At 64.3% G+C, this 12,366-nt stretch carries 10 protein-coding genes and 1 pseudogene; 6 read left to right on the top strand and 5 right to left on the bottom strand.

Annotation, left to right across the window (positions count from 1 at the left end):
* Positions 1–28 precede the first annotated feature (28 nt).
* The 3 genes and pseudogenes from N2604_RS02760 to N2604_RS02750 all read left to right on the top strand — a co-directional run.
* Complete coding sequence (locus tag N2604_RS02760; RefSeq protein WP_260373675.1) at positions 29–1,369, top strand: epoxide hydrolase family protein; 1,341 nt, start codon at positions 29–31, stop codon at positions 1,367–1,369.
* 24 nt (positions 1,370–1,393) lie between these two features.
* Positions 1,394–1,807 (top strand): cupin domain-containing protein, encoded by a 414-nt coding sequence (locus N2604_RS02755; protein ID WP_260373674.1) that lies wholly within the window; start codon positions 1,394–1,396, stop codon positions 1,805–1,807.
* A gap of 120 nt (positions 1,808–1,927) precedes the next feature.
* Positions 1,928–2,179: pseudogene (locus N2604_RS02750) on the top strand (alpha/beta fold hydrolase); the annotation flags it as partial.
* Positions 2,180–2,198: 19 nt separating this feature from the next.
* Here the strand turns inward: N2604_RS02750 and N2604_RS02745 are convergent.
* From N2604_RS02745 to N2604_RS02725, 5 genes are all read right to left on the bottom strand, one after another.
* Complete coding sequence (locus tag N2604_RS02745; RefSeq protein WP_260376417.1) at positions 2,199–2,900, bottom strand: response regulator transcription factor; 702 nt, start codon at positions 2,898–2,900, stop codon at positions 2,199–2,201.
* Positions 2,901–3,015: 115 nt separating this feature from the next.
* Positions 3,016–3,708 carry a response regulator transcription factor gene (locus N2604_RS02740; protein WP_260376416.1) on the bottom strand — a complete coding sequence of 231 codons (693 nt, stop codon included), beginning with the start codon at positions 3,706–3,708 and terminating at the stop codon, positions 3,016–3,018.
* 153 nt (positions 3,709–3,861) lie between these two features.
* Complete coding sequence (locus N2604_RS02735) at positions 3,862–5,040, bottom strand: c-type cytochrome (protein WP_260373673.1); 1,179 nt, start codon at positions 5,038–5,040, stop codon at positions 3,862–3,864.
* A 173-nt stretch (positions 5,041–5,213) separates the two neighbouring features.
* Positions 5,214–6,929, bottom strand: coding sequence for a PQQ-dependent methanol/ethanol family dehydrogenase (locus tag N2604_RS02730; protein ID WP_260373672.1), 1,716 nt, complete (start codon positions 6,927–6,929; stop codon positions 5,214–5,216).
* A gap of 539 nt (positions 6,930–7,468) precedes the next feature.
* A complete protein-coding gene (locus N2604_RS02725; protein WP_260373671.1) occupies positions 7,469–7,912 on the bottom strand; it encodes a carbon monoxide dehydrogenase subunit G in 444 nt (147 codons plus the stop codon).
* Between the two features lie 560 nt (positions 7,913–8,472).
* Between N2604_RS02725 and N2604_RS02720 the strand changes: the two genes are divergently transcribed.
* The 3 genes from N2604_RS02720 to N2604_RS02710 all read left to right on the top strand — a co-directional run bounded on the left by N2604_RS02720 (position 8,473) and on the right by N2604_RS02710 (position 12,199).
* Positions 8,473–8,958 carry a (2Fe-2S)-binding protein gene (locus N2604_RS02720; RefSeq protein ID WP_260373670.1) on the top strand — a complete coding sequence of 162 codons (486 nt, stop codon included), beginning with the start codon at positions 8,473–8,475 and terminating at the stop codon, positions 8,956–8,958.
* 84 nt (positions 8,959–9,042) lie between these two features.
* Entirely contained in the window at positions 9,043–11,385 is a 2,343-nt protein-coding gene (locus tag N2604_RS02715; RefSeq protein WP_260373669.1) for a xanthine dehydrogenase family protein molybdopterin-binding subunit, read from the top strand.
* 13 nt (positions 11,386–11,398) lie between these two features.
* The gene (locus tag N2604_RS02710; RefSeq protein ID WP_260373668.1) at positions 11,399–12,199 is read left to right on the top strand and encodes a xanthine dehydrogenase family protein subunit M; all 801 of its coding nucleotides are present in this window, start codon (positions 11,399–11,401) and stop codon (positions 12,197–12,199) included.
* Positions 12,200–12,366: the final 167 nt, after the last annotated feature.

Below are 12,366 nucleotides of genomic sequence, written 5' to 3'. Positions count from 1 at the left end.
CCAATTGAACGAGCGAGGGAGAGTCCCAATGCGTGCGCAACCAGTTTCCGAACTCATCAACACGGACCGACGCCAGCTCATCCTTACCGCCGCGATGGGAATTGCCGCGGCGGCGGCCTCAAGTGTTCTTTCCACACCCCCGGCGACGGCGGCCACAAGCGACGAAATCCGGCCTTTTCGGATCAATATTCCGGAAGACGCTCTGATCGATCTGCGGAGCCGCATAAACGCGACGAGGTGGCCGGAACAGGAGACCGTCGCCGACGAGTCGCAGGGCGTACAGCTTGCGATCCTTCGGGACCTCGCGCGCTACTGGGGGACGGATTACGACTGGCGCAAGATCGAGGCAAGGCTGAACGCCCTGCCGCAGTTCATCACCGAGATCGATGGGCTGGACATTCACTTCATCCACGTTCGCTCGAAGCACGAAGATGCGCTGCCGCTCATCGTCACGCATGGATGGCCGGGCTCGATCATCGAGCAGTTGAAGATCATCGATCCCCTCACCAATCCCACGGCATACGGCGCGAGCGCATCGGACGCTTTCCATGTCGTGATCCCGTCCGTTCCCGGCTACGGGTTTTCGGGCAAACCGACCACCAGCGGCTGGGGCCCCGCCCGCGTCGCGCGCGCCTGGGTCGAGCTGATGAAGCGCCTCGGCTACACGCGCTTTGTCGCGCAAGGCGGGGACATCGGTGCTCTCATTTCCAATGCGATGGCCAAACAGGCGCCGTGGGAACTGCTGGGAATCCACACCAACTTCCCCGGCACGATTCCACCGGAGATCACCAAGGCGTTGCAGAGCGGTGAGATGCCACCCGGTCTCTCAGCCGACGAGCAACGCGCCTTCGACCAGGTGAAGGATTTTCGCGCCCAGCATTTTGCCTACGCCGCAATGATGGCGACGCGGCCGCAGACGCTCTATGGCTTGGCGGATTCGCCGGTCGGCCTCGCCGCCTGGATTCTCGACCACGGTGACGGTGATGCGCAGCCGGCAGCGGCGATCACTTCGGCCGTGCTCGGACGCACCATCAATGGGCACTCCGCAGGCGACGTCACGCGCGACGACGTCCTCGACGACATCACACTCTACTGGCTGACGAACACCGCGATCTCGGCTGCCCGCTTCTACTGGGAAAACAAGGGAATGAGCGCACTGAACGCGGTCGACATCTCGATTCCCGCTGCCGTGAGCGTCTTTCCAGGCGAAATCTACCAGGCTCCGCGCAGTTGGACCGAGCGCGCCTATCACAAGCTCATTCACTACAACAAGGTCGACCAGGGCGGGCACTTTGCAGCCTGGGAACAACCGAAACTTTTTTCGGAAGAGATCCGCACAGGCTTCCGGTCGCTGCGAAAATCGATCTGAACATTCTGCCCAAGGGAGCACGAAATGAGCGAGCATCAAGTGAAGAGGAAGATCCTGGCGATTGCGGCGCTTGTCGTCGGAAGCCTTCTGGCTTCCGGCGCGGCGCAGGCTCAGCAGGCAGGCGTGACGCGCACCGATCTGCAGCGCCACGATCTCTCTGCGCCCGGACGCGAAGCCGTCCAGGTACGCGTCGACCTCGCCCCGGGAGTGGCCTTCGGCAAGCACAGGCATCCCGGCGAAGAGATCATCTATGTCCTCGAGGGTTCGCTCGAGTACCAGATCGAGGATAAGCCGCCGATCACGCTGAAGGCCGGCGACGTCCTGTTCATTCCGGCCGGAATGGTTCATGCGGCAAGGAACGTCGGCAGCGTCACCGGCAGCGAACTCGCCACCTATATCGTCGAAAAAGGCAAGCCGCTGCTCGCATTGGTGAAGTGACGGCGGCGAGCGACGAAAAAGTCCTGAGCCGCCCGAACTCTTCGCCACCGGGGCCTCCCTGGCCCCCAGATCACCTCGACCCGCACGCCGATCTCGTAACGGGATGAAAGGACACCGACCATGTCGCACCGGATCAACGACAACCCGATCGGTTTCTTCGAGATCAGCGAAGATATCACGCTCAGAAGGATGGTTCTGCGCAGCGCGAGACCGAATGGGATCGTTCTCTTTCTGCACGGCTTTCCAGAGACCCTGTATGCCTGGAAGGATATCGGCGCGGCCCTCGCCGATGACTACGAAATCCATGCCTTCGATTGGCCGGGCTACGGTCTTTCATCGAGGCCGGCGGAGTCGATGAGGTTCGCGCCTCGTTCCGATGACTGATGCCAGGCTATCCCGAGGGGGGTTCTGCCTGCGAACGCTCCCGCTTCGGGCCGGCCCCCTCGGCGGCCAGCGTCGCGAAATCGATCCGGGACATTTCGACGATGGCCTTGGTGCGGCTGAGCACGTTGAGCTTGCGCAGGATGTCGGAGACGTGGACCTTCACCGTGGTCTCGGAGATATTCAGCTCGAAGGCGATCTGCTTGTTCTGCAGGCCGCGCTTGAGCATTTCGAGCACGCGCAATTGCTGCGGGGTCAGCTCGTTCAGGCGTTTCAGGAGATCCTGCGCAGGGCCGGCGGCGCGTTGCGGGCGGACCAGCCCGCGATAGGCGGCAGGAACACAGACCGCGCCGCGCAGCACCTCGCCGATCGACTGCGCCAGATCCTGCTTCGAGGACGATTTGAGGATGTAGCCGGAGACGCCGAGCGACAGGGCGCCGGTCATGATCTGCGGATCCTGATGCCCGGACACGATGACGACGGGAATCCTGGGAAAGGCCTTGCGGATGCGGATGATGCCCGAAAGGCCTGTGGTGCCCGGCATTGACAGATCGAGCAGGATGAGGTCGAGCTCGGCAGCCGCCGCGGCCTGCTCGAGCGCACCGTCGATCGAGGTCGCCTGAAGGATCTCGGCGGCCGGCGCCACCATCTGGAGCGCGCCCTCGAGAGCTTCGCGAAACAACGGATGGTCTTCGACGATCAGAAATCGCATCACGCGTGAGCCATTCCTGGTTGATCGGCCAGATGATCGACGGGTTCGACGTCGAAACGAGAATGTCCCAGCCGGACCAGACCGGGTTGATCCAGATCAAGCAGGACATTGCGCGTCATTGCGGCCGCCCGCGGTCGGCCCGCGCATAAGGCCGGGCCTTGGGATCCGGCAGGTCCACCTTGCCGATCTCGATGATCGCCTTGTTGCGGCTGAACAGGCCGAGCTTGCGCAGAATTTCGGTGATATGCGCCTTCACCGTGGATTCGGCGAGCTGGAGCTCCTGGCCGATCTGCCGGTTCGGATAGCCGCGCCGCAGCAGCTCGAGCACGCGAAGCTGCTGCGGCGTGAGCTCGCGCAGCTTGACCTCGAGCGCCTTGCTGGCCTCGGCCCGCCGCCGCTGCGGCGTTGCGACGAAATCCTTCGGCACCGACACCGATCCATTCAGCACGCCCTCGATCGATTGCGCCAGCTCGCGCTTCGACAACGACTTTGGCAGATAGCCGGCGGCTCCCAGCTCCAGCGCCTCGCGGACGACGCGCTGATCCTCCTCGCTCGACACGATGGCGACAGGCAGCCGCGGATAGGCCTCGCGCAAGCGCAGAAAGCCGGAGAATCCGGTGGCATCGGGCAGCGAAAGGTCGAGCAGCGCGAGGTCGATGCCCTCGCCCTGCTCGGCCGTCAGGATATGAAGGGCATCCTCGATTGACACCGCCTCGAAGATCCGCGCCTCCGGCAAGGCCAGCCGCACCGCATTGCCGAGCGCCTCGCGAAACAGCGGATGATCGTCGACGATCAGGAAGCTGGTCATGGCGCCTTCACAGGACTGCACCGCCGAATGCTGCACCGTATAGGCATCCGCCGCCGCAGCGAAAGAGGCGGAACCATCCGGCATCCGCCCGGCACCGGGATGGTGCCGGATGGACGCTACCACATCCTCCCGATCGGCTTCGGTCAAGACCGTTCAGTCGTTCGATTCGGTCTGGACCGTCAGCAGGAAGGAATAGATGCTGTCGAACTGGTCATCGGTATAGACCTCCTTCCAGGCCGGCATGCCCTTGGTCGGCCGCCCCTCGTGCACGGTGGTCCAGTACTTCTCGCGCATCTCGTCGCCGTAGCGGTGACGCAGCAACCGCAGATCGATCTTCCGCTCGCTCTGGATCGCATCGGGACCGTGGCAGTGCGCGCAGGTTCCGTTGAAGATCTCCTTGCCCGCGCCGACGGCCTCGGTGCCCGGCGCGACCGCATCGCCCTTGGTCTCGGTCGCCACGACATTGGCGACCTGTGCGACGCCGGCTCCGCTTCCCGTGCCCGTCGTCACCGCCGCCGGCACCGCACCGAAGCGGACCGGCGCGCCGCTCGGCAAACCGTATTTCACGGCGAGCTCGCCGATCGTGCCCTGAAGCTGCGGTAACACGGCATTGACGCGATCGCGCAACTCGGTCGAGGTCTTGGCAAAGCCGATGGCCGCATCCCATGACAGGCCTTCGCCTTCGGTGAGCTCGATCTGATAGCGGCCGTCGTAGCTGGTCTTGTTCAGCCAGCCGGCGACCGGTCCCCAGATGAAGGCGACGTCGGCCCTGCCCTGGTCGAGCGCCTGCATGCCCTCCTCGGGCGACAGCACCGTCACCTTCTGGATGTCGTCGCGGCTCGCGAGCAGGTTTTGCGGCGTGCTGGCGAACTGCACGGCGACACGCTTGCCCTTGAGGCCGTCGATGCCGCCGACCGCCGCGCCCTTGGCAGCCACGAGGGCATAGCCTTCCTTCGCAAAGGCCTCGGAGAAGATGACGGCCGGGCCCATGAAATCCTCGGACCGCGGCAGCCCGATCATGGCGTCGCATTGCTTGCCGAGCAGCGTGACGCGCACGGTGCGCTTGCCGAAATAGGATTTGTACCAATCATAGGCGATCGGCCGGCCGAGCGCCTGCGCCAGGGCCTGTCCGATCTCGACATAGAAGCCGGGCTTCGACGAACTGTCGCTCGAGAATGGCAGGTTGGTCGGATCGGCGCAGAGACGGAACGGCTGGGCTTCCTCGGCCTGCAGCGACCAGGCCGGAACGATCAGCGCCGCGGCGGCACACGCGAGCAGGCCTGCGATGGCGCGATGTCGGCTCGCACCGGTGCCGGAATGATTCGGACGCATCCTCGTCTCCCTTTGCGTTTTCCTTGGCGTTTCGCCTGGCATTTCCCTTGGCCTAGTTGCGCCGGAGCTTGTTGAGCCAGGCGCGGCGGCACCAGGCACAACTCGATGCCGCAGCTAAAGTCTGGAGAAAGCGCGCGCGTATCCCGTCACCTCGAGGATACGCGCGCGAGTTGTCACTGGACGAAGAACACGAAGAGCGAACCGCCCTCGGGGGCTGCGGCCGTCATCTTCTTTCCTACCTCGCCCAGGAACGCAGGCAGCGCAGCGGTGCGGCCGACGACGATCGCGACATATTGCTTGCCGTCGACCTGATAGGTCACCGGACCTGCGCCGATGCCGGAGCCGAGATTCTTGCTCCACAGCACCTTGCCGGACTTCGCATCGATGGCACGGAAGTCGCCATGGATGTTGCCGGCAAACACCAGGCCACCGCCCGTGGTCAGCGTGCCGCCGTTGAAGGGCAGGTCTTCCTTGATCGACCAGACCTTCTTCTGCGCGACAGGATCCCAGGCCACGAGCTCGCCGAGGAAGCCGCCGGGGCCTTCCTTGGTCGGGAATTCGGCGCCGAGATAGAACACGCCGCGCTTGTAGGCGACATCGCTGACCGACCAGTCCATGCAGACGTTGTTGGACGGGATATAGACGAGGCCGGTCTGCGGGTTGAACGACATCGGCTGCCAGTTCTTGCCGCCGATCAGGTTCGGGCAGATGTCCTTGGCCGGATGATTCGGCCCGGGACGCTTGTCGGGATCCTCGACCGCGCGCATCGTGGCGACGTCCCACTTCTTGGCCCAGTTGGAGAACACGTATTTCTCCGCCGACAACACCTTGCCGGTCTCACGATTGGCGACGAAGAAGAAGCCGTTGCGGTCCGCCTTCATCAGGGCCGGAACGGTGCTGCCGCCGATCTTGAGATCCGCGAGCACGGCTTCGTTGACGCCGTCATAATCCCAGGCGTCGGCCGGCGTGGTCTGGATGTGCCACTTGATCTTGCCGGTGTTGGGATCGAGCGCGAGCGTCGAAGCCGTGTAGAGGTTGGTCAGCTTGCCGAAATTGCCGTCCCCGGTCGAACGCACCGCCGTGTTCCACGGGGCTGGATTGCTGGTGCCCCAATAGACCGTGTCGCTCTTCGGATCGTAGGAGCCGACCAGCCAGGCCGCGCCGCCGCCATGCTGGGCGGAGTCGCCCTTCCAGGAATCGCCGCCGGGCTCGTCCGGCGAAGGAACGGTGTAGGTCTGCCACACCTGCTTGCCGGTGTTGATGTCGAAGGCCAGCAGCGCGCCGCGCACGCCGTATTCGCCGCCGCCGAAGCCGGTGATGACCTTGTCGCGCACGACGAGCGGCGGCGAGGTGATGACCGAGCCCTGCTTGTAGTCGACCACCTTCGCCGTCCACAGCGACTTGCCGGTCGCGGCATCGAGCGCGGTCAGCTTGCCGTCGAGGCGGCCGACGAAGATCTTGCCGTCAGCATAGGAGACTCCGCGGCTGTTCACGTCGCAGCAGGCGTATTGCAGCACGTCCTCGGGAATGTCGGGCTCCCAGGTCCATTTCCGCGCGCCGGTCGCTGCATCGAGCGCATAGACGTATTTCGGGCCCCACGAGCTCGAAACGTAGAGCGTGTTGCCGACGACGATCGGCGAGGATTCGTTCGAACGCAGCGACGCCAGCGAGAAGGAATAAGCGAGCGTCAGCTTGCCGGCGTTCTCGGTGTTGATCTGCTTGAGCGGACTGAAGCGCGTGTTGCCGTAGTCGTGGCCGGCAACGGCCCATTGATTCGAATCGGATTGCGCCTTGAGCAGGGAGTCGTTGGCGCGAACGCCCGGTGTAACGGCGGCAAGCATCGCAATCATGGAGATGCCGGCCAAGAAGCCCTTCGTTCCAAAGGTCATGTATCCCTCCGCGGTGTTGTTGTGCACGCCTCGTTGGGCGTCTGCGCGCGTTGCGCTCGTGATGGGCAGTTCGCCTGCGAGCCATCGTTCGAAATTACAGCATCGCCGTTTCGCGCTTAGTATAGGCGGAAGGTAGTAGTGCAAATCATTGGCGGCTTTCGCCGCTCATCCCGTTGTCGCGCCTCGCGTCTTTGCCTTGGTTTGCAGATCGAAATGCACCCAAGCGCGTGTCGGGACCGACGACGTCGCCTCACTCTCGGTCGTCGTCCCGGACAAGCGAGCTCTTGGCAACGCGTAGCGTTGTCCAGAGTGAGCGCTGGACTCAGTTTGGCGCAGGCTGATAACTCCGAGTCCCCGTAACCACGTCTGCCTGTGGCTATGGGTCCCGGATCTACGCGCGCCTAAGGGTGCGCTTGTCCGGGACGACGGGGGAGTTTGTGGCGCGACCTTGGCTCGTCCTGCTACTTCGTCGGCTTAGCAATGTCGCTCCGCAATCCGCTCGCGCGCATCGCGTAGCGCGCAGCGATGGTGCGCATCGATCATGATGATGGCGCTACCACGCCGGCAAAACTTTCGAAGAAGTTCGCGGCGAGCTTTCGCGACGTCGAGTCGATCAATCGCGAGCCGAGCTGTGCGAGCTTGCCGCCGATCTGCGCATCGGCCTCGTAGTGCAGGATGGTGACGTCGGGCGCTTCTTCTTCCAGCCTGACCTTCGCGCCGCCCTTGGCAAAGCCGGCGACGCCGCCGGCGCCTTCGCCGACGATGCGGTAGCCGTTGGGCGCATCGATATCGGTCAGCGTCACCTTGCCGCTGAACGTCGCCTTCACCGGACCGACCTTCAGCACCACCGTCGCCGTCATCTCGGTCGGCGATGCCATCTCGAGCGATTGGCAGCCGGGAATGCAGCGCCTGAGAATTTCGGGATCGTTGAGCGCAGCCCACACATTGGCCTTCGACGCCGGGATCCGCTGACTGTCGTTCATCTGCATCGCTTCCACCCTTGTTGCCGTTGCTTGTACGGCTCCACTAGGAGGACGCGCGTCCGCGTTCAATCGCCAGGAAGTACTAGGCGCCTGTGGCCGACGCGGCTTGCCCGCCGGCCTCGCCCGGGCATGATTTCGCTGCATCGCCATAAGCAAAATCAATGGCTTAAGCCGTCTCGTCCTACTACCAAGATCGCGATTACAAAGGCGGGGGCGCATGCTCCTATTCGCGCAACGAGCAAGGCATCCGAGGGAGGAAGGACGCACGACCGGACCCAAATCCAGGGGCAAGCGGCCCACGGCACGCGCGACCAGGTCACGCGCCTATCATGGTGGCAGCCGGGCACGCGATCGCAGATGCAGCGGCGACTTTCCGCGTGTCTCCCGCAACGCCGCGGCACGTGACGGCGGCGGCACGAGACATCGTGGCCGATTAGCACATCTGCGACACCGTCGTCACGATGACCCTTCCATGACCGCGGTCAGCAAAAACCCAGTTGCAAAGTTTCGTTCGCGCTGTCTCTAATTAGAATAACTACAAGCATTCGGGAGGTACACACGTGTCTACAGTCAAACTGACAGTGAATGGCAAGGCCGTTGCTGTCGATGTCGAGGACCGCACGCTGCTGGTCCATCTGCTGCGCGATCACCTCAACCTGACCGGAACCCATGTCGGCTGCGACACCAGCCAGTGCGGCGCCTGCGTCGTGCACATGGACGGCCGCGCGGTGAAATCCTGCACCATGTTGGCGGGCCAGGCCGACGGCGCCACCGTCACCACCATCGAGGGCATCGCCAAGGGCGATGAGTTGCACCCGATGCAGGCCGCCTTCCGCGACAATCACGGCCTGCAGTGCGGCTATTGCACCCCGGGCATGATCATGTCGGCGATCGACATCGTGCAGCGCTATGGCGGACAGCTCGACGAGGCCACCGTCCGCCACGAGCTCGAAGGCAACATCTGCCGCTGCACTGGCTACCACAACATCGTCAAGGCCGTGCTGGATGCAGCCGGCCGCATGAAGGTCTCGCAGGCGGCCGAGTAAGCGGCGCGCCTCGAAACAAGAACCACCGTCGCAGCTGTCGATGGACAGCGCGGTCAAGGAAATTTCCGGTCGGGAGGACCAGACATGGGTGTTGAAGGGATCGGCGCACGCGTGGTGCGCAAGGAAGACAAGCGTTTCATTACCGGCAAGGGCCGTTACGTCGACGACATCAAACTGACGGGCATGACCCATGCCTATTTCATCCGCAGCCCCCACGCGCACGCCAAGGTGAAGAAGATCGATTCGTCCGCGGCGCTGAAGATGCCGGGCGTGGTCGCAGTGCTCACGGGACAGCAGATCGTCGACGACAAGGTCGGTAATCTCATCTGCGGCTGGGCCATCACCTCCAAGGACGGCAGCCCGATGAAGATGGGCGCGTGGCCGGCGATGGCGCCGGAGACGGTGCGCTTCGTCGGACAGGCGGTCGCGGTCGTGATCGCCGACAGCAAGAATCTCGCGCGCGACGCGGCGGAAGCCGTCGTGGTCGATTACGAGGAGCTTCCCGCGGTCGCCGACATGCACGCCGCCATCAAGCCCGGCGCGCCGCAACTTCATCCCGAGGCGCCCGGCAACCAGGTCTATGACTGGGTGATCGGCGACGAGGGCGCGGTGAATGCCGCCTTCTCGAAAGCCGCCAATGTGGTGAAGCTCGACGTCACCAACAACCGCCTCGCGCCGAATGCGATGGAGCCGCGCGCGGCGATCGCCGATTACGACACCGCCGAAGAGCACTTCACTCTCTATACGACGTCGCAGAACCCGCACGTCGCCCGCCTCGTGCTGTCGGCGTTCTACAACATCGCCCCCGAGCACAAGCTGCGCGTGATCGCGCCCGACGTCGGCGGCGGCTTCGGCTCCAAGATCTTCATCTATCCCGAGGAAATGGTGGCGCTGTGGGCCTCGAAGAAGGTCGGCCGTCCCGTCAAGTGGACCGGCGACCGCACCGAGGCCTTCCTCACCGACGCGCACGGCCGCGACCACATCACCCACGCCGAGATGGCGTTCGACGCCAACAACAAGATCATCGGCCTGAAGGTGAAGACCTACGCCAATTTCGGCGCCTACATGTCGCTGTTTTCGTCCTCGGTGCCGACCTATCTCTACGCGACGCTGCTGTCGGGCCAGTACAACATCCCGGCGATCCATGCCGAGGTGATCGGGGTCTACACCAACACCACGCCGGTCGACGCCTATCGCGGCGCGGGCCGTCCCGAGGCGAGCTATCTGATCGAGCGTCTGATGGAGACGGCGGCGCGGCAGCTGAATGTCGATCCGGCCCAGTTGCGGCGGACCAACTTCATCACCCAGTTCCCGCACCAGACGCCCGTGATCATGGCCTACGACACCGGCGACTTCAACGCCTCGCTCGATGCCGCGATGAAGGCGATCGACTATGCCGGCTTCCCCGCACGCAAGGCCAAGGCGAAGGCCGACGGCAAGCTGCGCGGCATCGGCGTGTCCTGCTACATCGAGGCCTGCGGCATCGCGCCGTCGAAGGCGGTCGGCAGCCTGGGTGCCGGCGTGGGCCTGTGGGAATCGGCCGAGGTGCGGGTCAACCCGGTCGGCACCATCGAGATCCTCACGGGGTCGCACAGCCACGGCCAGGGGCACGAGACCACCTTCTGCCAGCTGGTCGCGGAGCGTCTGGGCGTTCCGATCAGCCAGGTCTCGATCGTCCATGGCGACACCGACAAGGTGCAGTTCGGCATGGGCACCTATGGCTCGCGCTCGGCGGCCGTCGGTCTCACCGCGATCCTGAAGGCGATGGAGAAGGTCGAGTCCAAGGCCAAGAAGATCGCCGCGCATGCGCTGGAGGCCTCGGAAGCCGACATCGTCATCGAGAACGGCGAGTTCAAGGTGACCGGCACCGACAAGGCCATCGCCCTGCCGATGGTCGCGCTCGCCGCCTACACTGCGCACAATTTGCCTGAGGGGATGGAGCCGGGCCTGAAGGAGAGCGCCTTCTACGACCCGACCAACTTCACCTTCCCGGCCGGCGCCTATATCTGCGAGCTCGAGGTCGATCCCGGCACCGGCAAGACCTCCTTCGTCAACTTCGTCGCGGCCGACGATTTCGGCCGGCTGATCAACCCGATGATCGTCGAGGGCCAGGTCCATGGCGGCCTCGTGCAGGGCATCGGGCAGGCATTGCTAGAGCATGCGATGTACGATGCCAACGGTCAGCCGGTCACGGCCTCGTTCATGGACTACGCCATGCCGCGCGCCGACGACGTGCCGTCGTTCAACCTGTCCCACACCACGACGCTGTGCCCGGGCAATCCGCTCGGCATCAAGGGTTGCGGTGAGGCCGGCGCGATCGGCGCATCGGCGGCCGTGATCAACGCGATCACGGATGCGATCGGCAAGAACAACCTGGAAATGCCCGCAACTCCTGACCGGGTGTGGCGCACGATCCACGCGGCTTAAGGGAGGACAGAAGATGTACCAGACCACCTATCATCGCGCTTCCTCGGTCGACGAAGCCGCCAGCCTGTTTGCCAAGAGCAGCGAGGCGAAATTCCTCGCCGGCGGGCAGACGCTGCTTCCGGTGATGAAACAGCGCCTCGCCGGTCCCTCTGATGTGATCGACCTTGGCAAGATCAAGGACATGATCGGAGTCGAGGCCTCCGGCGACACGCTGACCATCAAGGCCGCCACGCCGCATTACGATGTCGCCACCAGCGACGCCGCGAAGAAGGCGATCCCTGCGCTCGCCTATCTGGCCTCGCTGATCGGCGATCCCGCCGTGCGCTACCGCGGCACGATCGGCGGCTCGCTGGCCAACAACGACCCCGCCGCGGACTATCCGGCCGCGACGCTGGCTCTGGGCGCGACGATCAAGACCAACAAGCGCTCGATTGCCGCGGACGACTACTTCAAGGGCCTGTTCTCGACGGCGCTCGAGGACGGCGAGATCATCACCGCCGTCTCGTTCCCGATTCCGGCGAAAGCGGGCTACGCAAAATTCCCACATCCCGCCTCGCGCTTTGCGCTCACCGGCGTGTTCGTTGCCCAGACGAAGTCCGGCGAGATCCGCGTTGCCGCGACCGGGGCGTCGCAGAGCGGCGTGATGCGGGTTGGCGCCATCGAAGCCGCGCTGAAGGCGAGCTGGTCGCCTTCGGCGATCGACAGCGTCAGCATTCCGGCGAGCGGACTTCTGTCCGATATCCACGGCACGTCGGAGTACCGGGCCAACCTCGTCAAAGTGATGGCGCAGCGCGCGTTGGCTGCTGCGGGCTGACAAACCGCTCCAGCGTCTCGACGCAAATTTTCCGCGGCGCGCACTTCGGTGCGCGCCGCTTTTATTTGGCCATGCGGCATGAAAACCGCTTGCCTCGCTGGCGTGAAGGCGGGAAAAGTTAATCAGCCGATTAACTCGCCCCCAAGAGCAACGTCAGAGGCGCCTGC

Origin of the sequence: Bradyrhizobium sp. CB1015 (genome assembly GCF_025200925.1) — a bacterium.
GTDB lineage: Bacteria > Pseudomonadota > Alphaproteobacteria > Rhizobiales > Xanthobacteraceae > Bradyrhizobium.
This window is presented reverse-complemented; position numbering and strand designations above follow the sequence as displayed.

What these genes read in the sequence shown, in the direction of transcription:
- N2604_RS02730 (WP_260373672.1), bottom strand. Translation starts at nt 6,929, where the DNA reads ATGACCTTTGGAACGAAGGGCTTCTTGGCCGGCATCTCCATGATTGCG.
- N2604_RS02755 (WP_260373674.1), top strand. Translation starts at nt 1,394, where the DNA reads ATGAGCGAGCATCAAGTGAAGAGGAAGATCCTGGCGATTGCGGCGCTT.
- N2604_RS02760 (WP_260373675.1), top strand. Translation starts at nt 29, where the DNA reads ATGCGTGCGCAACCAGTTTCCGAACTCATCAACACGGACCGACGCCAG.
- N2604_RS02710 (WP_260373668.1), top strand. Translation starts at nt 11,399, where the DNA reads ATGTACCAGACCACCTATCATCGCGCTTCCTCGGTCGACGAAGCCGCC.
- N2604_RS02745 (WP_260376417.1), bottom strand. Translation starts at nt 2,900, where the DNA reads ATGCGATTTCTGATCGTCGAAGACCATCCGTTGTTTCGCGAAGCTCTC.
- N2604_RS02740 (WP_260376416.1), bottom strand. Translation starts at nt 3,708, where the DNA reads ATGACCAGCTTCCTGATCGTCGACGATCATCCGCTGTTTCGCGAGGCG.
- N2604_RS02725 (WP_260373671.1), bottom strand. Translation starts at nt 7,912, where the DNA reads ATGAACGACAGTCAGCGGATCCCGGCGTCGAAGGCCAATGTGTGGGCT.
- N2604_RS02735 (WP_260373673.1), bottom strand. Translation starts at nt 5,040, where the DNA reads ATGCGTCCGAATCATTCCGGCACCGGTGCGAGCCGACATCGCGCCATC.
- N2604_RS02715 (WP_260373669.1), top strand. Translation starts at nt 9,043, where the DNA reads ATGGGTGTTGAAGGGATCGGCGCACGCGTGGTGCGCAAGGAAGACAAG.